This is a genomic window from Streptomyces sp. NPDC057253 (genome assembly GCF_042669125.1).
Taxonomy (GTDB): Bacteria; Actinomycetota; Actinomycetes; order Streptomycetales; family Streptomycetaceae; genus Streptomyces.
Map to the genome: position 1 here is coordinate 109,332 of NZ_JBHUXV010000008.1, position 24,782 is coordinate 134,113.

The window sequence follows — 24,782 nt, forward strand, 5'->3', positions numbered from 1 at the left end:
GGGGATACGTTGAATGCGGAAGCCCGTGAACCAGCCGTCCCGCAGGCACAAGGGCCGCGAGCACGGCGCGAACGGAGTTCGCTCCGAGACCGCCGGCCCGCTGCGCCGGTCGCGGTCCGGCCACCACACGGCCCACCACACGGCACCCGGCCGGCGGGCGACTCGGAGCGGACATCCCACAACTGACGGCCCGTCGTCCCCGTAGGCGCGGAGGCGGCCATCCCCGGGAGCCGCTGTCATGACAGAGAACCACCTCGACGGCCGCGAGTTGCGGCACCGCACCCCGCAGGAGCGGGCCGCGCTGGGCAAGGCGGCGCGGGCCGCGGTCCCGCGCTCCAGCCACGCCGAGTTCGCGCCGGGACCGAAACGACCGGACCCGCTCGAGATCATCGGGGAGCAGTCGGCGACCCGACTGCCCGAGCTCGTGCCGGTCCGCTACGGGAGGATGTCCGAGTCTCCGTTCCGGTTCTACCGGGGAGCCGCCGCCATCATGGCGTCGGATCTCGCGGAGACGCCCCGGACGGGCTTCAGGACCCAACTGTGCGGCGACGCGCACATGTTGAACTTCCGGCTGCTGGCCTCACCCGAGCGCCGCCTCATGTTCGACATCAACGACTTCGACGAGACACTGCCGGGCCCCTGGGAGTGGGACGTCAAACGCCTGGCCGCCAGTCTCGTCATCGCCGGCCGCGCCAACGGCTTCAGCACCAAGGAGCGGGCCGCGATCGTACGGGCCACCGTGCGCTCGTACCGCGAGAACATGCGCGCCTTCGCCGGAATCGGCAACCTGGCCGTCTGGTACGCCCAGTTCGACGAGAAGTGGGTGGAGGACCGGTTCGGGGACGACGTCTCCGCGCGGGGCCGGGACCGCTGGGAGCAGGCCCTGACCAAGGCGCGTTCGCACGACACCCTCCAGGTCTTCGACAAGCTCACTGCGGTCGTCGACGGCAAGCGGCGCATCGTCCCCGATCCGCCGCTCATCACCCGCCTCGAAGACCTGCTGCCGGACGAGCGGCGCGGCCGGCTCGAGCAGCAGATCACCCGGTTGATCGAGCGGTACGGCAAGAGCCTGCAAGCGGACCGGCGGTTCCTGCTGGAGCAGTACCGGGTGGCCGACATGGCGCGCAAGGTCGTCGGGGTCGGCAGTGTCGGCACCCGCTGCTGGATCGTGCTCCTGCTGGGGCGGGACGACGAGGACCCCCTGTTCCTCCAGGCGAAGGAGGCCGACGAGTCGGTGCTGGCACCGCACGTCGGGCCCACCGCGTACCCGACCCAGGGCGAGCGCGTCGTGTCCGGGCAGCGGCTGATGCAGGCCACCAGTGACATCTTCCTGGGCTGGGAGCGGGTCGAGGGGCTCGACGGCCGACGCCGCGACTTCTACGTACGGCAGCTGCGGGACTGGAAGTGGGTCGCCGTGGCCGAGGACATGGTGCCGCAGGGCATGCGGACGTTCGGCGCCCTGTGCGGGGTGACACTGGCCCGCGCCCACGCCAGGTCCGGCGACCGCATCGCCATCGCCGCGTACCTGGGCGGCAGCGACTCCTTCGACCGGGCACTGGTCACGTTCGCCGAGCGCTACGCCGACCAGAACGAACGGGATCACCAGGCGCTCGTCGACGCCATCCGCGCCGGAAGGCTGCCGGCGGAGGCCACCTGAGGAGGCACCGGCGTCACATGTCGGGCAACAGGGGCAGCCCGAAGGCCTCGCCGATACCGAGGGCGGCGGTGACCACGCGGGCGCTGCCGACGACGGGGGCGATGGCCACGAGGGTGCCCTGGATCTTCTCCAGGGGTACGCCGATGTCGTCGGCGGCGGCGACGTTGAGCAGGTACGAGGCGGGGGAGGCGCCCGTGGCCACCAGCGCGGCGATACGGGTCAGCAGGTAGGTTTCCGGGGGCAGTCCGGATCGTTCGAACGCGTTCTGCGTCATCTCGACCAGCGTGTCGAACACGGGGGTGTCCGCCGCGCCGGGCACGCCGCCGCCGTCGGGCCTGTTCGTTTCCTCGACCATCCTCCGGGTCCTCTCTCGCGACCGGAGCAGTGCTCCGGATCCTGACCGATTGCCCTCAACGCTGGCCACCGGACGGCCCGTCCTGCCTCACCCGGCAAGGGTGAGCGGTGACCGGCGCGCCCGTCGGCTGGTGAGGGACCTCGCGACCCACGGGTCGGCTCCCCTGCCGACGCGCGCGAGGGCGACCGGCTCCCGAACCTCACCCCCCACGGGTGATCACCGGCGCCGGATCGCGCCGCATGCTCGCAGGTGAGGCGCTGAATGCCGCCTCTCGCCGGGGAAGTGAGGGAACGACCATGGCCACGACCGCGACGCACCGCCACTCGGAAACCGCCGAGGCGACTGCCGGCGGACTGACAGTGTTCGCCGCTGTCCTGCTGTTCATCGCCGGTGTCCTGGACCTCTTCCGGGGCATCATGGCGATCGCCAACGACGACGTGTTCGTGAACACCCCCAACTACGTCTTCAAGTTCGACCTGACCAGCTGGGGTTGGATCCAGCTGGTCCTCGGAGTGATCGCCATGTGCGTGAGCGCGGGTCTCTTCACGCGCGCCACCTGGGCCCGGGTCGTCGGGGTCGGTATCGCGGGGCTGGCGATCATCGCCAACTTCCTGTCGATCCCGTACTACCCCGTCTGGTCACTCACCCTGATCGCCATGTACGGCTTCGTCATCTGGGGCCTGTGCACCGTGCGGAGGGACCGCTGAGCGACGTACCGCCCCCTGGTGTGGCGCCGAAGTCGGGAGGACCCATCGCCGGAACGACATCGCGGAGCGGCCAAGGCCCCGGGGCGCGGAGTCAGCCGCCGGAAGCCGACCTGCTGAGAACCATGCTGGGCCGGCCGGAGTACCGCAGGGCCCTGGTGTTCTGTGGCCTGATCGGTGTTCCGGTGGCACTGATCGCCTTCTGGTTCCTTGTGGCGGTCCACCAGCTGGAGCAGCTGATCTGGACGGACTGGCCCAAGGACCTGGGCTGGGAGAAGGCTCCCTGGTGGTGGGCGCTTCCCCTGCTCACGCCGGCCGGTGTGGTGGTCGGTGTGGTGGCCGCCCGGTTTCCGGGCCGGGGTGGACACGTGCCGGCGGGGGGCCTGCACTCCGGTGGCGTCACGAGACGGGCGCTGCCCGGCGTCCTGATCGCCGCGCTGGTCGGTCTGCCGCTCGGCGCCGTGCTGGGGCCCGAGGCACCGCTGATCGCGATGGGCGGCGGACTGGCGCTGCTCCTCGCGCGCGTGGCCCGGGCTCCCGAGACCGAGGCGAGCACCGCGCTGCTGAGCGCGGCCGGGGCGGCGGCCGCCGTCTCCGCGCTCTTCGGGAATCCGATCGTCGGGGCGGTGCTGCTGATCGAGGTGGCCGGGGTGGGCGGTCCGCAACTGTTCGCGGTGATGCTGCCGGCACTGCTGGCCAGCGGGGTGGGTGACCTGATCTTCACCGGTTTCGTCCACTGGACCGGTCTCGAGACGGGGAGCCTGGACATCGGCCTGCCGAAGCCGCCGCCGCTGGACTGGGCGGACGTGCTGTGGGCGGTGGTGCTGGCGCCCGCCCTCGCCTTCCTCATCCACTGGGCCTTCGTGGGCGGGCGGTTCGCGGCCCGGTTCGTGGCGGCCCGGACGGTACGCAACACCACCCTCTGCGCACTGGCCGCGGCGGTCTGCGTCACCCTCTACGCCGTCGCCACGGGGCGCTCGCCCGCCGAGGCGGCCCTGTCGGGCGAATCCACCCTCTCGGATCTGGCGCACGATCCGCACGCCTGGCCGGTGGGCGCCCTGATCGCGGTGCTTGCCTTCAAGGGCCTGGCGTACGCGCTGTGTCTGGGCAGTCTGCGCGGTGGTCCCGTCTTCCCCGCCCTGTTCCTCGGTGGGGCGGCCGGTGTGCTGCTGGCGCCGCTGCCCGGTCTGGGCCTGGTCCCGGCGATGGCGGTGGGGATGGCGGCCTCGGTGACCGCGGCCCTGCGGCTGCCCGTGAGCAGCGTCGTCCTGGTCGTGCTCCTGCTGGGCAACGTCGACACGGTGGCGCTGGTGGTGCTGGCCGCGGTCGGATCCTTCGTGCTCGTCCAACTGCTGCCGCAGGGCCCGGCCCTTCCCGCGATGGGTGAGCAGCCGGCCGATCGCGCGGCTCACTGACGCTCTGTCCGGCCGGGTGGTCCCGCGCTGTGCACGGGCGGGCCCGGCGGTTCAGGCGTGCCCAGGCGGCGGGCGGCCCAGGGTTCGCGGGCGATGACCGCGCCGGCCGTGAGGCACAGGGTCGCGACCACGCAGAGCGTGATGAGCCAGGACAACAGTGTGAAGACGGCGCCCAGAGAGCCGTACTTCTCCAGGCTGCGGTTGAGGGCCCGGGGGACGTACAGCGAGGCGGTGGAGGTGAGGACGGCCAGGGCCGACCCGGTCAGCAGCGCGCCCGGCAGCAGCGGCCGCCAGGGGATGCGCGCGACCAGCAGCAGGTGCTGCGTCCACCACCAGATGCCGATCTCCGCGATCAGCAGCAGGGGCACGCCGAGCCACAGACCGAGGCCGAAGCCGTTGCGCAGGCTTCCCTGTACGGCGAACATGGCCAGCCATGTCGCGATCCAGGCGATCCAGCGCCAGGCGGCCACCCGCGCGCTCGCCTTGGGCAGGCTCCACGCGCGCTGGCACAGCCGTTGCATCGCGCGGCTGCACGCGGTGGCCGACAGGAGCACCATCAGCGCGCCGACGACACCGGTGGTCTGCCGCAGCTCGTCGGAGGGATCGGCGGTGCCCAGGAGGACCTTGCTCAGTTCGGCGTTCGAGCTTCCGGTCAGTCCGAAGGCCTCGTGCAGGGACGTGACGAACTGGTCACGCAGCCACTGCGGGGCGATGGAGGCCACCACGAACAGCAGGGGTACGGCCGTGAGGAAGGTCTGGGCGGCCAGCCGGGTCGCGGAGTCGAACACGTTCACCGAGATCAGGTGCGACAGCAGATGCGTGATCACGGGGAACCGGTTCTCGGCCTGGGCGCGCAGCTCCGTCAGCCGGGACTGTGTCGAGGCGACACGCTCCCGCAGTGCTGTCCGGCGTGACGGACGGTCCGGGCGCTTTCTTCCGGCTCCTGTCCCTGGCTGCATGCTGCCAGGGTGCCGCTCCTGCGGCCGCTTGGCCCGGGCAGGTGTACGACACAGGGCCGGATGGGCCAAAATCTCGCGCGAAACGGGGCGCGGGGGCGGGTCCGAGTTCGGGTCGAGCCCCGGCTGTACGGACCGGCTTTGCGGCCGACGAATTGTGCGGTGCGGACCCGGCGGGGAAACTGAACGCATGGCCGGGAGTCGTGCCGTCGCCGGACGCGCGCCGTCGCGCGGGGGCCGCGATGGTGCTTGACCTGGTGGTCATAGGTCTCGCGATCACCGTGTTCCCTCTGTCGGTGACCGCGTTCGTCCTGGTGCTGTCGGCGCGCCGGGGAGTCTGGAACGGCCTGGTCTTCATCCTCGCCTGGCTCGCCTGCTTCGTGGCCGTCCTGGCCGCCGTACTGCTGACCACGGGCGGCGAACCGCCGGCTCCGCACTCCCCGCCCTCCACCGCGTCGTCCGCCGTCAAGCTCGCCATCGGCGTGGGACTCATCGGATACGGCTGGTACCGGCACCGCTCCCGACGCAGGAACAGTGAGGGGGCCGCCCCCGCTGCGGGCCGACGGCACAAGTCCTCCGGCGGACTGATGGCGCGACTCGACGACATCTCCCTGTGGACCGCGGCGGGCCTGGGGCCGCTGCTCCAGCCGTGGGGGCTCGTGGCAGCCGGGGCGGCGACGGTGGTCAGCGCGGATCTGTCCCACGCGTCCTCCTACCTGGCCCTGTTCGGATACTGCCTCCTGGCCACGAGCAGTCTGCTGGTGATGGAGGTCTGGACGACGTTCGCTCCGGACTCGGCCCGAGTGCGCCTGGGCAGACTCCGCACCTGGATCACCGCCCACCAGGAGCAGGCGCTGGTGGCCGTGGCACTGGTAGCCGGACTGTTCCTGGTGAGCAGGAGCATCGCCCAGTTGACGTCCTGAGCCGCTGCCCGACGCCGGCGAGGTCAGTGACCGTCAGAGGCCAGCGCGGTGCGGTCGTCTGTGGCGGTTCGCGTGGTGTGGTGTCTTGAGCGGCGGGTCAGCAGTTTGCCGAGCTCCCAGGCGAGGAGCAGGGCGAGGGCGGCCAGCAGGGCCCAGCCGAACTGCCGTGCGTTGAGCTCGGTCGTTCCCAGCAGGCGCCGGAAGCCGTCCATCTGGGTGACCAGCACGGAGAGCACCAGCTGGGTCAGGGCCACCCAGTTCATCTGCTTGCTGTCGAAGGTGGCGGGCGTCAGCACGGACTCCGTCTCGCTGCGGCACTCGAAGGCCGCCACGATCAGGCAGAGGGAGAAAGCGGTGAAGGCGATCGACTGGCCGGTCGCGACGCTGTCGTAGCGCGCCTGCCCGAGCTTGATCAGACCGAGCAGGGCGAGGGTGATCGCCAGTCCGGCGAGTCCGACCGTGACCAAGACGGGCCGGGTGAGCACCGACTCCCCGCGCGGACGCGGCCTGCGGCTCATGAGCCCGGGGCTCTCCTGGTCGAAACCGAGCGCGAAGCCGAAGGAGGCGTTCACCACGAAGTGGATCCACAGCACCTGCGGCGGGGTGAAGGGTTCGCCGGCCGCGATGTTGAAGACGGTCGCTCCGAGGAAGGTCAGCACGAAGGTGACCAGCAGGAGCAGAACGAAGCGGATGTACTTGGTGAGGTTGTCGTAGATCGCCCGGCCCTGTTCCACGGCGTAGACGAGAGTGGAGAAGTTGTCGTCGGAGAGGATCATGCGTCCGGCGTTCTTCGCCACGTCGGTGCCACTGCCCATCGCGATGCCGATGTCGGCTGCCTTGATGGCGGGTGCGTCGTTGACGCCGTCCCCGGTCATCGCCACGACCTCGCCCTTTTTCTTGAGGGTGTTGGCGAGCAGCACCTTGTGCTCCGGCGCGACCCGTCCCACGACCCCGATGCGGTCGATGCGGGCCAGCTGCTCCTCCGGGGTCAGTGCGGCGAAGTCGGCGCCGAGGACGGCCTCGCCGGGGATGCCGATCTGGCGGGCGATGGCCGCGCCGGTGGTGACGTCGTCGCCGGTCACCAGGCGCACCCGGATGTGCGCCGCCTGCGCGTTGGCCACCGCGGCCGTGGACTCCGGGCGGGGCGGATCGACCATCGCGACGAGACTGGTCAGCTGGAGCCCGGTGACGTACCCCAGCAGGTCGCCGTCGGGGTCGAAGTCGGCCGGGGCGAGATCGCGGGTGGCCGCGGCCATCACCCGGTTGCCCTCGCCGCCCATCCGCTCGGTCGCCGTCCGGGCGCGAGCCTGCAACTCGGCGTCCCACGGCACGGTCCGGCCCGCCGCGAGCGCTCCGGCCGTACGTGCCATCACCGCGGGTGCCGCGCCTTTGACGAAACACCGGACGACCGGACGGCCGGCGGGGTCGACGGCCGAGTTGAAGGTCGCCATCAGCTTGTAGTCCGGGTCGAACGGCAGGACCGCCAGACGCGGGAACCGCTCCCTGGTGGCGTCGGTGTCCAGGCCCGCCTTGTGCGCCAGGACCAGCAACGCGCCCTCGGTGGGGTCGCCGACCACCTCGCCCCCGACCAGCCTGGCGTCACTTGCCACGATGTACGGCAGGATGGCGTCCTCCATGTCCGCGGCGGCCCCCGCGGGGTGATGGATGCGGCCCTCCAGCGCGTAGCCGGTCCCGGAGACCGTGTACCGGTCGGTGGGGGTGAGCACTTCGACGGCCGTCATCTGGTTCATCGTCAGGGTGCCGGTCTTGTCCGAGTTGATCGCCGAGGTGAACGCGAGGGTCTCGACCGACGGCAGCTCCTTCACGATGGCGTTCCGCTGCGCCAGGTTGAGGCTCCCGACGGAGAGGATCGCCTGGGTGACGGTCGGCAGGGCCTCCGGGATGGCGGCGATGGCCAGGGAGACCGCGCTGACGAACAGGACGTCCCAGGCCTGGTCCCGGCTGCGCCCCAGGGCGAACATCACGATCATGGTGAGCCCTGCCGCCCCCGTGATCCACAGGGTGAGCCGGTCGAGTTCCCGGGTCAGCGGCGGTACCTCCTTCTCGGTCGCCGAGAGCATTCCGGAGATCCTGCCCAGCTCGGTGTCGGCGCCCGTGCCGGTCACCACGACCAGGCCGCTGCCATGGGTGACCGGTGTGTTCATGAACGCCATGTTGGTGCGGTCACCGGGCGGCGGCCGCCGGCCTCCGGGCAGGGTGCCGGAGTCCTTCGCGGCGGGGACGCTCTCACCGGTGAGCGCCGACTCGTCGATCTGGAGGGCGCTGGCCTCGATGATGCGTCCGTCGGCCGGCACCTGGTCGCCGGCCGCGATCAGTACGACGTCCCCCACGACGAGCTCCTCCGCGGGGACCTCGGCCTCCGTGCCGTCCCTGCGGACCCGCGCCGTGGTCTTCATCATCGACTTCAGCGCGTTCATCGCGCTCTCGGCCTTGCCTTCCTGGCGCAGCCCCACGATCGCGTTCAACAAGGTCAGGACGATGAGGAGAATCCCGGTCGTCCATTCCTGGATGAGCAGGGAGACGGCCGCCGCGGCCACCAGGACGATCTGCATATAGCTGCGGTACTGCCCGAGGAAGCGGATCCAGGTCGGCGTACGGCTCTCCTCGGGCAGGGCGTTGGGGCCGTTCGCCTCCCGCAGCTCGGCGGCCCGTGCCGCGCTGAGTCCGACCGCCGGGTCGACGTCGAAGGCGGACAGGAGCTCCGCGGGGGAGCGGGCGTACCAATCGTCCTGTGCGGGCCGCGGCTGTGCGCCTCTGGTTTGCGGCTGTACCGTCATCGACTGCCTCCGATCCTGGCCGGGCGTGCCTGCCCACGCACCGTGCGTCCGCCGGTCTCACGGCCGGGCGGCGGGTCGTCGCACCATGCGTCCGCCGGTCTCACGGCCGGGCGCGGGTCCTCGCACCACGCGTCCACCGCGCTCACCGTCGCGCGTGGGTCCTCGCACCCCGTGCTGCCGGGTGCCGTGCCGCGTACGGATCCGCCGGCAGACCCTCCGGTGCCTCACGCTCCAAGTCCTCTTTGACGACCAGCAGTTCCTTGCGGTCAGCCTCCGGCAGCTGTGGGTACTGGGGGTCGATCTCCATCAGGGTGTGAGCGAGGATCGCCGCCGTGCACAGGCGCCCGAACCACTTTCGGTCCGCCGGGACGACGTACCAGGGCGCCCACTCCGTGCTCGTGGCCGACAGCATCTTGGAGAACGCCTTCTGGTAGTCGTCCCAGTACCCGCGCTCCCGGACGTCCGCCGCGGAGAACTTCCAGTTCTTCTCCGGCAGATCGATCCGCTTCAGGAAACGGACGCGCTGCTCCTCCTTCGACAGGTTCAGGAAGATCTTCACCACCTTGAACCCGCTGTCCGTGAGATGGCGTTCCCAGTCGTTGATCTCCCGGTACCGCCGCTTCCACCTGCCCGGTCCGCGCGCGCTGTCGGGCAGTTTCTGCCTGACGAGGAGCTCGGGGTGCACCCGTACGACGAGCACCTCCTCGTAGTGGGAGCGGTTGAAGATGGCGATCTCGCCGCGCGCGGGCAGCCGCTGGGCGTAACGCCACAGGTAGTCGTGGTCCAGCTCCTCGCTGGAGGGCACCTTGAAGCTGCTCACGCGCACGCCCTGCGGATTGACGCCGCTCATCACATGACGGATCGTGCCGTCCTTGCCGCCGGCGTCGAGTGCCTGGAGGCACAGCAGCACGCCGTAGGTGTCCTGGGCGGCCAGCCGCTGCTGGTACTCGGCGAGCAGTTCCACCCCGGACCGCAGCAGTTCGGCGGCGTCCCGCTTCTTCAGACCGGCCTTGAAGCGGGGATCGAAGTCACGGTCCAGGCGGACCTTCGACCCCGGTTCCACCCGCAGCGGCTCGATGAAGTCCGCGATACGCCCGGCTCTCTTGTCCGTCATGTCCTGTCACTTCCTCTCCTCGCCGTCGCGCGGGCCGCACGGCGTGTCGCCGCAGATCGCGCGGAGCTCCCTGCGCACCCGGCGCTCGACCAGGATGGGCACGTAGGCGCGGACCTTCGCCTGACGGAACGAGTCGAAAGCGGACATGACCTGCGCTTCGACGGTCATCCGGGACACGGTGGGCCATGAGGCTGTGAGCCGGGCGACGATGTCGCGGACGGCCAGAGCGTCCTGTGGTGAGCCGGGCGGGGGCGGTCGCAGTGGCACCGCTGGTTCCGGCATTCCCGTCAGAGCGCGGTCCCGGGCCTCGGGGGAGGGCGCTGCGACGGGGGAGACGCCTTCATCGACCGTCATGGCCGTCGTGAAACGTCGTGCGATGTGTGCACCACAACCTCCACACGGCGCCCCTCGATGTCGGCGCTGTCGTCGGCGAGCGGTTACCACGCAGCATTTTCGTTTCCGCCGGGTGAGCCCGCCTCCCCTGAAACGGGTGAAGCGTGACCGGCACGGGAGGTGAGGGAGGGGTTGCCCTCCGGCCCACTCGTGGGGGGCGCGGACCCTCTGGCGCGCCTGGCCTTTCAGTCCCGCGGGACGACGCGGATACGGTTCCCGTCGCGATCGGCCGCGAGGAAGGTCAGCCCGAACCCCGCGTCCTGAGGCTCGCGCAGGATGGGGACCCCCTTGGAGTTCCACTGCTCGAAGATCGCGTCGAGCTCGTCGGGCCCACCGTCGATCGCCAGGCACACCTCACCGTGCTGTGACGGAGTGGGTGATCCACTGGCACAAGGACCGCCGCCGATCACAGGTTGCTCACTACGCCCCGGGGACCTCGTCGAGGTCCCCGGGACCGTGTGGTCAGGGTGCGTCGACGAGCGTCCGGCCGTCAGTGGGCACGAGCGCCGCGATTGCGCTTGCGTAGGCGGACTGGACGCGGGAGCGCTCGGTGGCGTTCGGAGTGGCGTTGGTGCAGGCCGTGCCGGCGCTCGACCCGGACATCAGCTGTGAGCAGGGGCCCGGCTTGGTGTCCGGCAGACCGAGGCTGTGCCCCAGTTCGTGAGCGGCGATCCGGGTCTTGTTGTAGCCCTGGTCCACGGCCTGGCTGCCGAGCTCGACGCGGACCTGACGGCCCGGACGCACGGGGCCGAGTGTGGCCTGCGGCCAGCCGGTGGTGGCGACGATCACGATCTCGGCCGTGGTGCCGGCAGCCGCTTCCACGAGATGGACGTTGCTCACGTTCGCGTTCCACGAGGCGACTCCGGCCGCGATCGCGGCCTCCCAGCCCGCCGCGCGGCTGTCGTCGTAGCGAAGGGTCACCGCCGCCGCCTGCGCGGCGGACGATGCACCCACCGGAGCGGGGGCGGCGGTCGCGGCGCCCGCCGTGGCGAGGACGAGCGCGGCGGCGGAGGTGCCTGCCTTGAGCCAAGTGCCGAGGGGCATTGCTGCTCCTTCATCCGTGGGGGGAATCCGGCCCCGGCGGGGCCGGGTTCGCGAAGGGGCGGCACGGGTTGTCCGGTGGGGGCCGGGCGCGCCGTCGACCGCCCCTCCGGGGCGTTGCGATGGTATGCCCTGCGACGCCTATCCGTCATGTACCTGCCATGGATGAATATCCGTCAGGATTCAGTCCTGAGCGGAAGTTCAGCGGGGCGGTTGCGGTCCGATGGCGGACAGCAGCTGCAGCCGCTCGTAGCTCTCGGTGCCGGGCGTGGCGGTGTAGACGAGCAGCAGATGTGACTGGTCCGGGTCCAGAAGTGCCTGGCAGGTCAGCTCCATCGCTCCGACTTCGGGGTGGATGAAGTGCTTGGTCTCGCGGGGGCGGATGCCGATCTCATGGGCCTGCCACGCCTGCCGGAACTCCTCGCTCTGGGCCAGCAGCAAATCGGCGAGTTCAGCCGCGCGGGACCGGGCCCCGCGCAGGGTGACCAGCCCGCGCAGGCCCGAGGCGAACATGCGGGTCAGGAACGGGTGCTCGTCGGGGGCGTAGAGCGCCCGCGTGGCGGGGTCGGTGAACCAGCGGTAGCCGAGGCTGCGGGCCGGCCCCTCGTACGTGGTCAGGTCACCGGTGAGTGCGACGGCCAGGGGCGTCTGCCGCAGGGTCTCGCCGAGCTCGGTGACGATCTCCGCAGGGGTGTCCTGAAGGCGGTCGAAGATGCGCAGCAGTCCGGGACTGATGTAGTCGCTCGCCGCACCGCGGGGCGGCGGGGTGTGTCCGGCGAGCCGGAACAGGTGGTCGCGTTCGTCGAGAGAGAGATGGAGCCCCTGCGCGATGGAGGCAATCATCCGCTCGGAGGGCTGAGGGCCGCGCTCCCGCTCCAGCCGGGCGTAGTAGTCGGTCGACATGTGGCACAGGAACGCCACTTCCTCGCGCCGCAGCCCGCTCGTCCTGCGCCGCTGCCCACGCGGAAGACCGACGTCTTCGGGTTGCAACGCCTCCCGGCGACGCCTGAGAAACTCCGCGAGCCCGGCCCGGTCGATCAGCATCTGCTCCTCATTCACCCTCTGCTTCCTCAGGTCGCTCTTTCTACCGCCCGTACAGAGTGTTATCCACGGCCTGCCAATCCCCCCTTGGGCGCGCCCCGAGCTGCGGGTCCTGGCGCCCGTAGCGGGGGATTGACAGGCCCTGCATAACGGCGACGGCGTCCGTGACAGTGGAGGAAATGACGCAACGATCTGGAGTGAGTTCACATGCCGCGTGATTCCATCGACATTCCCGTCGCCGACCTGTCCGGGCGGCGCGCCGTGGTGACCGGCGCGAGTGACGGTATCGGGTTCGGTATGGCGGCATGGCTGGCCGCCGCAGGTGCGGACGTGGTGATGCCGGTCCGCAATCAGGCCAAGGGCGAGGCGGCGCTGGCGCGGATCCGTCGGCTGGCGCCCGGCGGGCAGGTGTCGCTGCGCAGCCTCGATCTGTCCTCGCTCGCCTCGGTGGAGGCGTTCGGCAAGACGCTGACCGAGGAGGACCGGCCGATCCACCTGCTGATCAACAATGCCGGTGTCATGACACCGCCGAACCGGCAGACCACCGCGGACGGGTTCGAGCTGCAGTTCGGCACCAACCACCTGGGGCACTTCGCCCTGGTGGCCCATCTGCTGCCGCTGCTGCGAGCCGGCCAGGCCCGGGTGACGTCCCAGGTCAGCATCGCGGCGAACCAGAACGCCATCAACTGGGAGGACCTGAACTGGGAACGCTCGTACAACGGACAGCGCGCCTACAGCCAGTCGAAGATCGCGTTCGGACTGTTCGGTCTGGAGCTGAACCGGCGCAGTGAGAGCGGCGGTTGGGGCATCACCAGCAACGTCTCCCACCCCGGCGTCGCACCGACCAGCCTGCTGGCCGCCCGGCCCGAGGTGGGACGGGACAAGGACACCCTCGGTGTGCGCGTGATCCGTTTCCTGTCCGCCCGCCGTATCCTCCTCGGAACCGTCGAGAGCGCGAAATTCCCGGCCCTGTACGCCGCCACGTCCCCTAACGCCGAGCCCGGCCGTTTCTACGGCCCCAGCGGACCGCTCCACCTGGGCGGCCCGCCGGCAGAGCAGAAGCCGTACAGCCGCCTCACCAGCACGAAAGAAGCCGCCCGCGTGTGGGAGACCTCCGAACGACTCACGGGGCTGCGGGTGCAGTCGTAGCCCGTCCGATGGGTGCAGCGCCGCCGCATGAGGCGTGGTGGCCGGTCGGACACTGGTGAGTCCGGCAGGGGGTGGAGGCGACGTAGCAGTCAAGGCGAGCGCGGGAGATAAGAGCCCTCGCGAGGTGGCCGTAGCACCACCCCCGGCTCGGTGTTCAGGCCCAGCGACGTGGCGCCGCGTGCGCGGGAGAGTTTCCTCGTCGGCATCACACGGACGTCGAACTGGGCACTGACACAACTCACTTCGGGGGTAATCACGTGAACGAGATCATCGCCAGGCGCCTGACGGGCCTGACCGGCATCGCGGCGGCAGTCTGCTTCATCATCGAAGTGCCCCTGTATTTCCTCTATTCGGGGCCCCCGCCGGACGCCAACGTGCTCACGCGGCTGTTGATCGGCATCGTCGCGCTGGCGGCTCTGATCCTGTTCGTCACGGGCCTGCGTGAACTGGTCAAGCAGGTGGACCCCGCTCACGAATGGGTCGGCACGGTGGCCTTCGCCACCGGACTGGTCTACGCGACCGTCACCCTGGTATCCAGCGGGCTGGAGGCCGGCGCCGTCATCGCCGCCGACCACCCGATCGACCCGACCATCACGGTCAGCGGCACCTACATCCTTTACGGCTCGATCGGCCGCCTTCTCCTCGCACTCTTCCTGACCGCGCTCGGCTACGCGGTTACCCGGGCGAACCTACTTCCCCGCTGGATCGGCCGCTCCGCCTACGCCCTCGCCGCGGTGAATCTGGCCTTCGTGCCGTCCCTGTTCTTCGGCAACACCCCCGCGCACTTCTATGCGGCGAACGGGTGGGGCAGCACAGCCCTGATGGGGGCGTTGCTCAGCTACTGGCTGCTCGCGGTGGGCATCTCCACCTACCGCAGCGCGGCACGCCGTACGGCCGTCCCCGCACCGGTCCCTTCCCCCTGACAGGCGTCCGCCAGGAGCGGCCCGCGGTGCCCGGCTTTCGCGTCGGGGGCCGCGGGCCGCTGGTCAATTCAGTCGACGGCGTGGATCTGTCGCTGCCGGAGGGTGAGGGCGTCAAGGTGCAGTGCGAGGTCATCAGGGTCGGCGGCGGGCCCGGGATCGTGGCCGGTCTGTGTTCGACTCCGCTCAACATGGCACCAGTTGATGACTCGCTGGGCACCTTGCGTACCGGCGGCAAAGGGAGAGCGCGGATACTTCGCCATGCGATCCGTATCAGGAAAGGCCGTGCCGTCATCGAAGGACATCAGCAGGGCCGTTGCGCGCTCGGATATCGGGCCACCCTCTCAGTACCACGCGCCAAAAGACTCCTGGCCCTGGGCATCCTGAGCCGGCTGCCGTCCGGCCTCGTGCCGTTCGCAGTGCTGATCTCCTTCACCCAGCACTACGGGATCGGCGTCGCCGGCCTTGCCTCTGGAGCTCTCCTGCTGGCCATCGCGTTGCCGGGACCCGCCCGAGCACGGTGGTGCGCCACCCACGGCCCGGCAGCACCACTCATCCTGGCGCTGGCCAGCGTGTCCTTGTTCGCTGCTGCGGCAGTCGCAACCAGCCGAAGCCACTGGCAGATTCCCCTCTTCTTCATCGCGGCAGCAGGCGCCCTGTTCCCGCCGCTGAACCCCGCCCTGCGCGCTCTCTGGTCCCGACTGATGCCGGACAAGCACCACTTGCAGAGCATCCACGCACTCGACTCGACCGTGGAAGAACTCACCTTCGTCGCCGCACCGCTCATGGGAACCGCGGCCATGGCCCTGGCCGACGCGCGCTGGGTCCTGGTCGGCAGCGCACTACTTCTGGTGCCCGCAGCAGTGGGGCTCGGCGCGGCTACACGCGCCCTTGTTGCTGCCGAGGGCGCCGAGGCTCGTCCCAACGTGGCTACGGGACGACGACGGCGATCCGTCATCCGGTCCCGTGACGGCCGCGGCATCACGGTCCCGGTCATCGCACTCGGACTGTGCGGAGGCGGACTGACGGTCATCCTCCCTGCTGCCTCCGCAGGATTCAGTGACGTGATCTCCTCCGGCTACTCCTTCGCCGCCTTCTCACTGGGCGGTGTCGTAGGGGGATTGGCCTATGGGCGCAAGAAGTGGGCCGCCTCCCTGCGACTGCGGTACGCGGCCGCCACCACCGGACTCGTGATCGGCACCCTCTCGCTGGCAGCGCTGTCCGCATCGCCCCTGACCATCCTGGCCGCCTTCTGCGTCGGCATCCCGCTCACACCGATCTTCGTCATCGCCTATCTCCTCGTCGACGAACGCATCGACTCCTCGCGCCACGCGGAAGCCAACGCGTGGCTCGGCTCTGGCTACAACCTCGGATCCGCAGCAGGAGCAGCACTCGGCGGCCAACTCCTCGCCCTCACCGGCCCTCGCCTCGTGGCCGCCATACTCGGTGGGGTAGCGGCCCTCGCGGCGGTGGTTGCCTATCGACTGCCACGCCATCCAACCTCTGACGCCGATGGCGAAGACGAACACTGGGCTGTGGCGGATACCCCCGGCCAATCGTGCTGACCCGCCCTGACCGACAGCACTCAGGCAGGCTCGCGGCCCAGAAGCGTCGCGCGGCGGTAGTACTCGTACAAGCCGTCGAAAACGGGCCGCGTGATGCTCAGCGTGTGCTCGTCGTCGCCCGTCATCGACAGGCCCCGCAGGACGACGTCGAGGCCGGGGGCTTCAGGGGCGTCGAAGCGTTCGTCGTCGAGGTCGGCTTCGTGGACGATCTCGGCGATGCGTTGAAGGGCCGGGTCGTCGGTGAGTTCGTAGCGGCGCAGGATGGTCTCGAAGCTGCAGTCGCCGTGGTGGTGGCCGAGGTCGGCTCCGCGCATGTCGAACGCCGTGGCGTCCGAAGGCACATGGGCCAGGTCGTCGACGAACAGGAACGCGGCGTCGGGGTCGATGAAGCGGCGGATCAGCCAGGCGCAGGCGGCCCGGTCGATGTGGATGCCGGCGCGGGTGGCCCACTTCATGCGTTCTCCTCGGCGGGACGGTGGAGGGGGTGCAGGGCGTTGACGGCTGTTTCGGCCGCTTGCCTGGCGGGTGGGGGGAAGTAGTCGCGGCGGTGGATGCGGCGCAGTTCGGCGCGAAGGCGGCGCAGGGTGCGTCGGCGCTCGTCTTCGGCAAGGGTGCGGGCCTGTTCGGCCTGGGCTGTGACCTGCTGGTATTCGGCTGTGCGGGCTTCGGCCATGCCCTGGGCGAGCCGGTGTTCCTGTGCGGTGCTGCCGGGCTGGGCGAGCCACACGGTGGCGGTGCCGCCGTAGCCTTCGATCTCCTCGGCGATCCAGTCGATGTGCTCGCGGGTGCGGGCGTCGGCGGGCAGGGCGATCAGTCCGTCGCTGATCTGGGCGACGCCGAGCCGTTTGAGCTTGCGCCAGACGGTGATGCGCGGGGTGGACGGCTCGCGCGGCAACCGGTAGGAGAGCAGCACCCATTGCCTCGCCCCACCGCCGGGCGCGGCCTGTTGCGGAACGCTGCGATCGCTCACCCGCGCAGACCCCTGAGCTCATCAGCCGGCCGTGCCACGTGCACCGTCCTCCTCATAGCCTCGTAGCCGTCGGTCCCGCCGCCCATCGGTCCCGGGGACGGTGACATGAAATCTTCATGGTCCGCGCCAGGAGGCAGTCTTCCCCCGCCCCTCCCTCGTGATGTAACCATGGTTGCATCATTCCCGAGGTGGCGCAGGAGCATTTCCCATGAGCCCAGCCCGTGCCCGGTGCGTGCTGTCGAGGTTCGCCGGATGATGCCGCCCTTGCCGCTCACGACCGGACGGAGATCCCGGTGACCGCCGCCGATCACTCCTCGCTTCCCGCACCCGAGACGGCCCCGCCCAGGCAGGACGCCTTGCGAGGCGGTGAACTCATACCGTTCAGGCAGGCGGTGAAGACCTGGTCCGTCATCTCGCTGCAGACCTTCGGCGGGCCCGCCGGGCAGATCGCGGTCATGCAGCGAACCCTCGTCGAGGACAAACGGTGGATCGGGCAGCAGCGGTTCAACCACGCGCTGTCGTACTGCATGCTGCTGCCCGGCCCCGAGGCGCAGCAACTCGCCGTCTACATCGGCTGGTTGCTCAACGGCACCCGCGGCGGCCTGGCCGCGGGAACCCTGTTCGTCCTGCCCGGCGTCGTGGCGTTGCTCGCCCTGTCGGCGGTCTACGTGGCCTTCGGTACGACCGCCGCGGTCACCGGACTGTTCGCCGGGCTCGCACCGGCGGTCGTAGCGATCGTCGCGCAAGCGGTGTGGCGGGTCGGCCGCCGCTGCCTGACCCACCCCGCACTGATCGCCGTCGCGGTGGCCTCCTTCGCGGCGCTCGCCCTGTTCGCCGTGCCCTTTCCCGCCGTCATCGCCGTCGCAGCCGTCGTCGGGTGGCTGCTGGGCCGCCTCGCCCCGCACGCCCTCAAGCCGCCCGCGAAGCACGCCGCCGACGACGGCCCCGCTCCGCTCATCCCCGACGACGCACTCCATCACGAGGCGCCCGGCCGCCGCCGGACGCTGCGCATCCTGCTGGCCGGCCTGCTGCTGTGGGCCGTGCCGGTCGCGGCGATCGCGGTCTTCACCGGCGCGGGCAGCGTGTTGACCGCCCAGGGCCTGTTCTTCTCCGGCACCGCGCTCGTCACCTTCGGTGGCGCCTACGCCGTCCTCGCCTACGTCGCCCAGCAGGCCGTCCAGCACTACGGCTGGCTCGGCGCCGGTGAGATGGTCCGCGGCCTGGCCCTCGCCGAGACCACCCCCGGACCGCTGATCATGGTCGTGCAGTTCGTCGCATTCCTCGGCGCCTACCGCGACCCCGGCGCCCTCAACCCCTGGGCCGCCGCCCTGCTCGGCGCGCTGCTGACCACATGGGTGACGTTCGTGCCCTGCTTCCTGTTCATCTTCCTCGGCGCCCCCTACATCGAGCGCCTGCGCGGCAACCAGACCGTCTCCGCCGCACTGACCGGCATCACCGCCGCCGTCGTAGGGGTCATCGCCAATCTCGCCCTGTACTTCGCCGAGCACACCCTCTTCACCTCGGTCGACACCGTCAGCGCCGGGCCGCTTCAGCCGGCCGTGCCCGACCTGTCGACCCTGCGGCCGACCGCGCTGGCGATCGCCGTGGTGGCTCTGGTGCTGATCTTCAAGGTGCGCTGGAGCGTCCTGCGCACCCTCGGCGTGTGCGCCGTCCTGGGGCTGACTGCCGCCCTGGCCGACGTGCCGGGCATCTGACCTCAGGCTCCCGACCGAAACCCGGAACGTTCGCGACGCTGAGCGTCGGCAAGCGGCTGAACAGCGGATATGGACTGGCAGAAGGGTGCGGCAGGTCAGTGACGTCCTGCCGCACCCCGGTGTTGCACCTGGAGTCGGTCAAGAAGGCCTGACCGTCGATACGGCCGTGACGGTCACGGTGTCGTCGCACTCGGCGAACTGCCCGTCGTCCAGGGCCACCTGGTACGCCGCGGACCCCGGCAGCCGGACGACCATCGTGGGATACACCACCGGCGCCGAGCCGGACACGCAGTATCCGTCGGCCTCTCCCTGGACCTGTACGAACGTCAGCTTCACCCATGCCTTGCCGCCGGGAGCCACCCGCGCCGACGCCGCGGCTCCGGTCGGCTTGACGGTGAGCGGCACGTTCATCTCGGGAGAGCCGTTCGCGGCGCCGGCCACCGTGGGATGCCCGGTGAGGACGCACGTGTGTGCGGACACGTTGGTGAACTCGACGATGGCCGCCCCGGTCCCTGTACCGGACGGCCGTACGGCTGCCTGACGGGCGGTCGCCTCCAGACTGCCCGCGGAACAGGTCGCCGCCGAACCGTTCGGAGCGGGTGCGGACGAGGCAGATGCGGAGGCGGACGGCGTCGAGGGGTCGGAGGGTGTGGAGGAGCCGGTCGTGGAGCTGCCGGGCTTCGGAGCGCCGGACGTGGAGGAGGAGGCCGGGGTGCCGCCGTCGGCTGCGGTGTCCGCACCGCCCCCACCGGCCTGACATCCCGCCATCGCGAGCGCCGCGGAAGCCACCACGACTGCCATCGCCGCACCGCGCATTCCGTTCACGAACTGCATGTTGTCCCCCGAGTGCCTGTTGTCCGGAGCACGGCGACCCGCCGTCCCGTCGAACCAGACAGATCCGTGGAGGCGGCAGTTCGCCCGCGCTTCGACCTGTGACCCGCCGGTGACGAAATCCGGCCACAACCACCACGAACAGCTCGGATGAGCCCCCAGGAGCGAGAAGGAACCGAACTCATGCCCCACACGTCTCCCGCACCATGATTTCTGACGAGCACCAAGGCCACGCAGGCCCGACCGGGGGTACCTCGCCGTTAGCGGTGCCTGGGGGTCCGTCGCCGGTCAACGCCTACGACGGCTTCGCCGAGGCGTACACGGCCGAGAACGAGACCAACCTCATCAACGCCTACTACGAGCGGCCCGCGATGCTGGCCCTCGCTGGAGACGTGGCCGGTCGACGGATCCTCGACGCCGGCTGTGGCTCCGGGCCCCTGTCAGCGGCGCTGCGCGACCGGGGCGCCATCGTGAGTGGCTTCGACGCGAGTGCCGGGATGGTGGAGCTGGCCCGGCAGCGGCTCGGCGACGGTGCGGACCTCCAGGTCGCCGACCTGGGCAGCAGGCTTCCCTACTTGGACGACACTTTCGACGACGTAGTGGCGTCCCTGGTGCTGCACTACCTGGAGGACTGGGGGCCGGCGCTGGCCGAACTGCGCCGGGTCCTCAAGCCCGGCGGTCGGCTGATCGCGTCCGTCGACCATCCCTTTTCCATCAACCTCATGCATCGCCATGCCGGCCGCGAGGCCGAGTACGACTACTTCGACACCACCAACTGGATCGAAGAGTGGACCATGGGTGGTCAGACCGCCGTGATCAGCCTGTGGCACCGGCCGCTGCACGCGATGGTCGAAGCCTTCACCGACGCCGGTTTCCGCATCACGGTCATCAGCGAGCCGGAGCCTGATCCAGCCGCCCGCGAGCTGTTCCCCGAAGCCATCGCGGCCAAGCCCCGCTTCCTGTGCTTCCTGTTCTTCGTCCTGGAGACGGACTAGGGCGCGTAACGAGCAGTGGCTTGCAGACCAACGGGGGGCACCTCGCCGCCTGCCGCAGGTGCCGCCCTCGTCAATCCACCTCGCACCCGGCGTCAGCCCTTGCACGACACCTGCGGCTCGGCCGGTACGTCCCGCACCAGGGCCGTCACCGTGTCGAGGTACTCCTTGGTCCGCCGGTCACGGGAACTTTCGTCGTACACCGGCTGCACCGCCTTGCGCAGTGCGGTCGATTGGGCCGGGCTCGCGGCGGCGAACCTCTGGCCCCGTGCGCAGAGGCTCTCCAAGGCCCTGTGCTCCTGTTCGCGCAAGTCCGCGCCGGCGCCGTGCACTGCTTCTCGCGCCGCGTCCTCCAGCAGCTTGCGCTTGTCCCTGCCGAGGCGCTCGATGGCCTTGGTGTTGGCGACCAGGACGATGGGACGCGGCCACAGAACGACGTTGGCGGTGCCGATCATCCCCGCTTCGTCGTAGCGGCTGCCGTTGACAGAGACGAGTTGTTGCTCGAAACCGTCGAAACCGGCCACCGAGCTGCCGGCGCCGAACCATTGAGGTTTCCCTCCGAGGGCGCGAACGGTGGAGTCGGCGACCTTGGACTCCTGGATGCCGATCGTGCGTCCCTCGTAGTCCTCGGGACCCAGCAGGGGTGTCCCGGCGCCGAAGGGGCGGCGCAGGCTGCCCGGGAGCAGGCCCACGCCGGTGAGACCTCCGCCGTCGACCTCGCGGATCATGCGCTCGGCGACCGGCGCCCCGAGGACCTTCTCCTCCGCGTCGAAGCTGTTGATCAGCAGGGGTGCGGTCAGGGCGCCCAGGGCCGGGGCTCGACGGATGTCGAAGACGCGACTGCCGAGGGCTGCCAGGTCGACCCGTCCGGACTGCACGTCATTGAGCAGTTGCTCCTCGAAGTCCGGTCCCTCCTCATGGTGGGCGTTGAACTCGGCGGAGATCCGGATCGAGTCGTGGGACAGTGTCCTCACGTTCTGGAGGAAGTCACGGAACTCGTCACTCGCGCCCATCGGCGTTGCCAGCGACAGCGTGACCGGCCCACCCGTGCCGCTGCCCTGTGTGGTGTCGGCGAGTTTCCCCGCGCTCGCTGTGCCGGTGCAGCCGACGGCGAGCAGCATCAGCCCCACAGTCGCGCTCAGTGCGGCAGCTACCGTCGTACATCGGGAACGCATGGCGTCACGCTTCCTTCGCGATCGCCGCCCTCAGCCTGATGTGCGAACAGGCGGAGCAGGGGCCGAGCTCACGACCCACCTGCTTCGACGCTAGGGGCGGGAAGCCACGCACGCATCTCCATGGCCTGGAACACGTCTGAACGGATGACCCTGATGACCCGGATGACCCCCGCCCCGGAAGTCCGACGACGCGCCTCTTCTCTCCTGGACGCCTCCGGCATAGGGGCCCCGACCGCGATGTACACCGCCGCCGGGGCCCATATGCCCTCTGCCGCCCAGCAGTTCGCAGCCCTGGAACGTTACGGGGCCCTGCGCTAGAAGGTCAGGTTCCAGGCGTCGATCTTGCCGGTGTCGGACGCGGCGTTGTCGTTGACGCGCAGCTTCCAGGTGCCGTTGGCGACCTCCGAGGAGGCGTTGACGGTGTAGGTCTGCGCGATGTTGTCGGCGCTGCCGCCGGCGCGGTTGTGCAGTGTGTAGACGGTGCCGTCCGGAGCCACCAGGTCGACCTTCAGGTCACCGATGTAGGTGTGCTTGATGTCCACACCCACCTTGAGGGTGGCCGGGGCGTTGCCGGTCACACCGGTGACGGTGATCGGGCTCTCCACGGTCGCGTTGTCGTTGATGGCGAAGTCCGCGAGGTTCTCGAAGTACGCGCCGGGCGGCGGCGTGGCCCCGACGGCCTTGAGCGCGTCGACCTGTCCTTCGCCGAAGAACGAGTTGTTGGCCGTCGTACCCGTGCACCGGCTGTCCGAGGGGCAGGCGATGTCGTTGGCCTGCTCGGCCAGCTTGGCGCGGATCTGCGCCGGGGTGATGCCCGGGTTGGCGCTGGCAATGAGGGCGGCGACGCCGACCACGTGCGGGGTGGCCATCGAGGTGCCGCTCTTGCTGCCGTAGCCGCCGCCGGGGACGGTGGAGTACACGCTGCTGCCCGGCGCCGCGACGTCGATGACGCCCTGACCGTAGTTGGAGAACGAGGCCTTGGTGACGCCCGTGCCGTTGGCCGCGACCGTGACCACGCCCGGCAGTTCGGTCGGGATGTCGAGGCAGGCGTTGGTGATGGTGCGAGTGACCGGCGTCGAGTCGTTCGGGCTCGCGGAGTCGGTCGTCTTGTGGGCCAGGTCGTAGTTCTCGTTCCCCGCGGCGGCGATCTGGAGGGAGCCCTTGCTCTCGGCGTACTCCTGGGCGCGCTTGACGCCCTCGATGATGGCGGCCTGGTCGATGTTGTCCGGGCAGTTGAACTGCCACGGGTCCGTGTAATAGCTGTTGTTGGTGACCTTGAAGCCGTGGTCACCGGCCCAGACGAAGCCGCAGATGGTGTTCTCGGCGAAGAAGAATGCGTTGCCCGGCTCGGCGACCCGGACCGCGGCGATCTTCACGCCGGGGGCCACGCCCACGACGCCCTTGCCGTTCTTGGCCGCGGCGACCGTGCCCGCCACGTGCGTGCCGTGCGTGTCGACGTCCCGCCACGCGCCGGTACGGGTGTCGGGCTTGCCGTAGGCGCAGGAGACCGAGTCGGCCGCGTCGAAGTTGGGCGCCAGGTCCTGGTGCTGGTCGTCCACACCGGTGTCCAGGATGCCGACCGTGACGGAGGCGGAGCCCGGGTTCACGGCCCAGGCCTGGTCGGCCTTGATCTGGCTCATGTCGGCCCGGACCGGTTCTCCGGCCGGCGTCGTGGACTGGGCCGGATTGGCCGGGAGCGCCGGGTTGTAGGCGTCGGCCGGGACGTCCGAGGTACGCGTGGCGCCGACCTGCTGCACACCGGCGACGCCGCGCATGGTGGCGGCGAAGGTGCTGGACGCGGAGTGGGCGACGATCACGCCGATGGCGTCGAAGGTCGAGAAGACGGTGCCGCCGTTGGCCGTGATCGCCGAGCGGACCGCCGTACTGTCACCGGGGGTGGTGATCACGAGGTAGGCACGCGTCCCGGCCACCCAGGTTGCACTCTCGGAAGCCGGCGCGGCGGCCAGAACGTGGGCCTTGGCTGCCGGTGCGGTGGAGGGGGCGACGGGGAGCGTCCCCGCGAGGGCGCCGGGGGCGCCGAGTGTGAGGACTGCGCCGAGCGTGGCCGTCAGCACCAGGGTGCGTCTGGGGCGGCTGGATCTGTGGGGTATCAAGGCATCCTCCGGAGACGGCCCGGCCGCGCCGAGGACACGGGTCGGGCCGTACGAAACGACTGGTGGATGCAAGATGTCAGGTGCATGATCCTGCACGGAAGTACCTTTTCGTGCAGGGGCGTTCCAGGGGCGTGGCTGAAAACCGATGGCCCGGGGGTCTTGGCGTCCAGGACGTGCAGCGGGGGTGGGCGGTGATGATGCGACCGCCTCTGGCGCGAGGATTCCGTGGGGCAGCGGCGCACCCCACCCGCCCTGGTGACATCGGTCAGTCGAAGAGTGCGACGACTCCGTTCACCCAGATCGCGAGGAACGCGAGGGCGCCCACCAGGCAGCCGACGCCCGCCAGCACACCGCCGACCGTCCACGGCTCGGAGGATGCCTCGTACTGCTCCTCCAGGCCGTCCCGGTAAGTGGCGGGGTCGTCCCAGTCGACGGGGTGTCCCAGCTGCTCGGCGCAGGCGGTCCGCACTGCGACCAGCTGCCCCTCCGCGAAGGCGGTGGCGGCCAACGTCTCGGGGCCGCGCCAGGCGAGAACTTTCATCCGCTGCCCGGGAGACCTGTAGCGCGCCTCGAAGGCGGCGGTCTCGTCGGCGTCGCGGTCCTCTTCGAGGTACATCCAGCGTCCGGCCTCGGCGGCGTCGCCGTAGAGCCGGTACACCTCGGCCAGGCGTCGGCGGAGCGTCAGATCGTAGGGGAAGGACGAGACGAGACCTCGCAGCCGCTGGCGTGCGACGGGGACCCGGCCGGCGGCCAGGTCTGCATCAATTCGGGCAAGGGTCTCTCTCAGGGGCATGAACGCATGATCGGGCACCGCACTGATCCACGTCGACCTGGTTTGACGCTCAGCGCTCGCCTGCTGCAACGGCGCACGTTCTACGGCTTCCGGGACCCCGGTACCAGATGCCCGCCAATTCCGTTGAGCCCGCACCCTGCGTTGGTGTTGGCTGGCGGCGC

Annotated in this window: 24 protein-coding genes; 10 read left to right on the top strand and 14 right to left on the bottom strand. The window is 70.2% G+C overall.

Annotated elements, in window-relative coordinates:
* Positions 1-238: 238 nt before the first annotated feature.
* A complete protein-coding gene (locus ACFULQ_RS06590; protein ID WP_383539009.1) occupies positions 239-1,657 on the top strand; it encodes a DUF2252 domain-containing protein in 1,419 nt (472 codons plus the stop codon).
* A 13-nt stretch (positions 1,658-1,670) separates the two neighbouring features.
* On the opposite strand, the gene ACFULQ_RS06595 is transcribed toward ACFULQ_RS06590, so the two are convergent.
* On the bottom strand, positions 1,671-2,012 hold the full coding sequence (locus ACFULQ_RS06595; RefSeq protein WP_383539012.1) for a carboxymuconolactone decarboxylase family protein: 342 nt from the start codon (positions 2,010-2,012) through the stop codon (positions 1,671-1,673).
* A gap of 296 nt (positions 2,013-2,308) precedes the next feature.
* Here ACFULQ_RS06595 and ACFULQ_RS06600 point away from each other — a divergent pair, with 296 nt between their 5' ends.
* A complete protein-coding gene (locus ACFULQ_RS06600; RefSeq protein ID WP_383539015.1) occupies positions 2,309-2,719 on the top strand; it encodes a hypothetical protein in 411 nt (136 codons plus the stop codon).
* A gap of 122 nt (positions 2,720-2,841) precedes the next feature.
* Positions 2,842-4,131, top strand: coding sequence for a chloride channel protein (locus ACFULQ_RS06605; protein WP_383539018.1), 1,290 nt, complete (start codon positions 2,842-2,844; stop codon positions 4,129-4,131).
* Here ACFULQ_RS06605 and ACFULQ_RS06610 read toward each other — a convergent pair.
* Positions 4,125-5,090, bottom strand: a complete 966-nt coding sequence (locus tag ACFULQ_RS06610) for a YhjD/YihY/BrkB family envelope integrity protein (RefSeq protein WP_383539020.1) — start codon at positions 5,088-5,090, stop codon at positions 4,125-4,127. The two genes, ACFULQ_RS06605 and ACFULQ_RS06610, sit on opposite strands and share 7 nt — an antisense overlap.
* A 239-nt stretch (positions 5,091-5,329) precedes the next feature.
* Here ACFULQ_RS06610 and ACFULQ_RS06615 point away from each other — a divergent pair, with 239 nt between their 5' ends.
* Positions 5,330-6,010: a GAP family protein gene (locus ACFULQ_RS06615; RefSeq protein ID WP_383539022.1), complete on the top strand. Its 681-nt coding sequence runs from the start codon at positions 5,330-5,332 to the stop codon at positions 6,008-6,010.
* A gap of 23 nt (positions 6,011-6,033) precedes the next feature.
* Here ACFULQ_RS06615 and ACFULQ_RS06620 read toward each other — a convergent pair whose 3' ends face one another.
* The 6 genes from ACFULQ_RS06620 to ACFULQ_RS06645 all read right to left on the bottom strand — a co-directional run bounded on the left by ACFULQ_RS06620 (position 6,034) and on the right by ACFULQ_RS06645 (position 12,400).
* Entirely contained in the window at positions 6,034-8,808 is a 2,775-nt protein-coding gene (locus tag ACFULQ_RS06620) for a cation-translocating P-type ATPase (RefSeq protein ID WP_383539024.1), read from the bottom strand.
* Positions 8,809-8,950: 142 nt separating this feature from the next.
* On the bottom strand, positions 8,951-9,922 hold the full coding sequence (locus ACFULQ_RS06625; RefSeq protein ID WP_383539027.1) for a polyphosphate kinase 2 family protein: 972 nt from the start codon (positions 9,920-9,922) through the stop codon (positions 8,951-8,953).
* Positions 9,923-9,928: 6 nt separating this feature from the next.
* Positions 9,929-10,276, bottom strand: coding sequence for a three-helix bundle dimerization domain-containing protein (locus tag ACFULQ_RS06630; protein WP_383539029.1), 348 nt, complete (start codon positions 10,274-10,276; stop codon positions 9,929-9,931).
* Positions 10,277-10,500: 224 nt separating this feature from the next.
* Positions 10,501-10,668 (bottom strand): VOC family protein, encoded by a 168-nt coding sequence (locus ACFULQ_RS06635; protein WP_383539032.1) that lies wholly within the window; start codon positions 10,666-10,668, stop codon positions 10,501-10,503.
* A gap of 109 nt (positions 10,669-10,777) precedes the next feature.
* Entirely contained in the window at positions 10,778-11,359 is a 582-nt protein-coding gene (locus ACFULQ_RS06640; protein WP_383539035.1) for a snapalysin family zinc-dependent metalloprotease, read from the bottom strand.
* Between the two features lie 198 nt (positions 11,360-11,557).
* The gene (locus ACFULQ_RS06645) at positions 11,558-12,400 is read right to left on the bottom strand and encodes a helix-turn-helix transcriptional regulator (RefSeq protein ID WP_383539109.1); all 843 of its coding nucleotides are present in this window, start codon (positions 12,398-12,400) and stop codon (positions 11,558-11,560) included.
* Between the two features lie 204 nt (positions 12,401-12,604).
* On the opposite strand from ACFULQ_RS06645, the gene ACFULQ_RS06650 reads away from it, so the two are divergent.
* The 3 genes from ACFULQ_RS06650 (at position 12,605) to ACFULQ_RS06660 (ending at position 16,031) form a co-directional block, all read left to right on the top strand.
* The gene (locus ACFULQ_RS06650) at positions 12,605-13,546 is read left to right on the top strand and encodes an SDR family oxidoreductase (RefSeq protein ID WP_383539037.1); all 942 of its coding nucleotides are present in this window, start codon (positions 12,605-12,607) and stop codon (positions 13,544-13,546) included.
* 257 nt (positions 13,547-13,803) lie between these two features.
* Positions 13,804-14,469: a hypothetical protein gene (locus ACFULQ_RS06655; RefSeq protein ID WP_383539040.1), complete on the top strand. Its 666-nt coding sequence runs from the start codon at positions 13,804-13,806 to the stop codon at positions 14,467-14,469.
* A gap of 80 nt (positions 14,470-14,549) precedes the next feature.
* Entirely contained in the window at positions 14,550-16,031 is a 1,482-nt protein-coding gene (locus tag ACFULQ_RS06660) for an MFS transporter (RefSeq protein ID WP_383539043.1), read from the top strand.
* Positions 16,032-16,051: 20 nt separating this feature from the next.
* Here ACFULQ_RS06660 and ACFULQ_RS06665 read toward each other — a convergent pair whose 3' ends face one another.
* A complete protein-coding gene (locus ACFULQ_RS06665; protein WP_383539045.1) occupies positions 16,052-16,486 on the bottom strand; it encodes a chromate resistance protein ChrB domain-containing protein in 435 nt (144 codons plus the stop codon).
* Positions 16,483-17,001, bottom strand: a complete 519-nt coding sequence (locus ACFULQ_RS06670; RefSeq protein ID WP_383539048.1) for a Chromate resistance protein ChrB — start codon at positions 16,999-17,001, stop codon at positions 16,483-16,485. The genes ACFULQ_RS06665 and ACFULQ_RS06670 overlap by 4 nt, the downstream gene beginning before the upstream one ends.
* Before the next feature lie 293 nt (positions 17,002-17,294).
* On the opposite strand from ACFULQ_RS06670, the gene chrA reads away from it, so the two are divergent.
* Complete coding sequence (gene chrA, locus ACFULQ_RS06675; protein ID WP_383539050.1) at positions 17,295-18,716, top strand: chromate efflux transporter; 1,422 nt, start codon at positions 17,295-17,297, stop codon at positions 18,714-18,716.
* 138 nt (positions 18,717-18,854) lie between these two features.
* Here chrA and ACFULQ_RS06680 read toward each other — a convergent pair whose 3' ends face one another.
* Positions 18,855-19,550: a DUF4232 domain-containing protein gene (locus ACFULQ_RS06680; protein ID WP_383539052.1), complete on the bottom strand. Its 696-nt coding sequence runs from the start codon at positions 19,548-19,550 to the stop codon at positions 18,855-18,857.
* Between the two features lie 203 nt (positions 19,551-19,753).
* Between ACFULQ_RS06680 and ACFULQ_RS06685 the strand changes: the two genes are divergently transcribed.
* Entirely contained in the window at positions 19,754-20,542 is a 789-nt protein-coding gene (locus ACFULQ_RS06685; protein WP_383539055.1) for a class I SAM-dependent methyltransferase, read from the top strand.
* A gap of 92 nt (positions 20,543-20,634) precedes the next feature.
* On the opposite strand, the gene ACFULQ_RS06690 is transcribed toward ACFULQ_RS06685, so the two are convergent.
* Complete coding sequence (locus ACFULQ_RS06690; RefSeq protein ID WP_383539057.1) at positions 20,635-21,714, bottom strand: TRAP transporter substrate-binding protein; 1,080 nt, start codon at positions 21,712-21,714, stop codon at positions 20,635-20,637.
* 153 nt (positions 21,715-21,867) lie between these two features.
* Here ACFULQ_RS06690 and ACFULQ_RS06695 point away from each other — a divergent pair, with 153 nt between their 5' ends.
* Positions 21,868-22,032, top strand: a complete 165-nt coding sequence (locus ACFULQ_RS06695; RefSeq protein WP_383539060.1) for a hypothetical protein — start codon at positions 21,868-21,870, stop codon at positions 22,030-22,032.
* Here ACFULQ_RS06695 and ACFULQ_RS06700 read toward each other — a convergent pair.
* Positions 22,029-23,789, bottom strand: coding sequence for a S8 family serine peptidase (locus tag ACFULQ_RS06700; protein WP_383539112.1), 1,761 nt, complete (start codon positions 23,787-23,789; stop codon positions 22,029-22,031). The two genes, ACFULQ_RS06695 and ACFULQ_RS06700, sit on opposite strands and share 4 nt — an antisense overlap.
* 304 nt (positions 23,790-24,093) lie before the next feature.
* Entirely contained in the window at positions 24,094-24,621 is a 528-nt protein-coding gene (locus tag ACFULQ_RS06705; RefSeq protein WP_383539062.1) for a DUF6584 family protein, read from the bottom strand.
* Positions 24,622-24,782: the final 161 nt, after the last annotated feature.

Bases quoted from the DNA above. Each gene is read 5' to 3' on its own strand.
- ACFULQ_RS06630 (WP_383539029.1), bottom strand. From the start codon at position 10,276: ATGACGGTCGATGAAGGCGTCTCCCCCGTCGCAGCGCCCTCCCCCGAG.
- ACFULQ_RS06615 (WP_383539022.1), top strand. From the start codon at position 5,330: ATGGTGCTTGACCTGGTGGTCATAGGTCTCGCGATCACCGTGTTCCCT.
- ACFULQ_RS06705 (WP_383539062.1), bottom strand. From the start codon at position 24,621: ATGCCCCTGAGAGAGACCCTTGCCCGAATTGATGCAGACCTGGCCGCC.
- ACFULQ_RS06600 (WP_383539015.1), top strand. From the start codon at position 2,309: ATGGCCACGACCGCGACGCACCGCCACTCGGAAACCGCCGAGGCGACT.
- ACFULQ_RS06620 (WP_383539024.1), bottom strand. From the start codon at position 8,808: ATGACGGTACAGCCGCAAACCAGAGGCGCACAGCCGCGGCCCGCACAG.
- ACFULQ_RS06645 (WP_383539109.1), bottom strand. From the start codon at position 12,400: ATGCTGATCGACCGGGCCGGGCTCGCGGAGTTTCTCAGGCGTCGCCGG.
- ACFULQ_RS06625 (WP_383539027.1), bottom strand. From the start codon at position 9,922: ATGACGGACAAGAGAGCCGGGCGTATCGCGGACTTCATCGAGCCGCTG.
- ACFULQ_RS06690 (WP_383539057.1), bottom strand. From the start codon at position 21,714: ATGCGTTCCCGATGTACGACGGTAGCTGCCGCACTGAGCGCGACTGTG.
- ACFULQ_RS06665 (WP_383539045.1), bottom strand. From the start codon at position 16,486: ATGAAGTGGGCCACCCGCGCCGGCATCCACATCGACCGGGCCGCCTGC.
- ACFULQ_RS06595 (WP_383539012.1), bottom strand. From the start codon at position 2,012: ATGGTCGAGGAAACGAACAGGCCCGACGGCGGCGGCGTGCCCGGCGCG.
- ACFULQ_RS06685 (WP_383539055.1), top strand. From the start codon at position 19,754: ATGATTTCTGACGAGCACCAAGGCCACGCAGGCCCGACCGGGGGTACC.
- ACFULQ_RS06605 (WP_383539018.1), top strand. From the start codon at position 2,842: ATGCTGGGCCGGCCGGAGTACCGCAGGGCCCTGGTGTTCTGTGGCCTG.
- ACFULQ_RS06590 (WP_383539009.1), top strand. From the start codon at position 239: ATGACAGAGAACCACCTCGACGGCCGCGAGTTGCGGCACCGCACCCCG.
- ACFULQ_RS06640 (WP_383539035.1), bottom strand. From the start codon at position 11,359: ATGCCCCTCGGCACTTGGCTCAAGGCAGGCACCTCCGCCGCCGCGCTC.
- ACFULQ_RS06680 (WP_383539052.1), bottom strand. From the start codon at position 19,550: ATGCAGTTCGTGAACGGAATGCGCGGTGCGGCGATGGCAGTCGTGGTG.
- ACFULQ_RS06650 (WP_383539037.1), top strand. From the start codon at position 12,605: ATGCCGCGTGATTCCATCGACATTCCCGTCGCCGACCTGTCCGGGCGG.
- ACFULQ_RS06695 (WP_383539060.1), top strand. From the start codon at position 21,868: ATGACCCGGATGACCCCCGCCCCGGAAGTCCGACGACGCGCCTCTTCT.
- ACFULQ_RS06610 (WP_383539020.1), bottom strand. From the start codon at position 5,090: ATGCAGCCAGGGACAGGAGCCGGAAGAAAGCGCCCGGACCGTCCGTCA.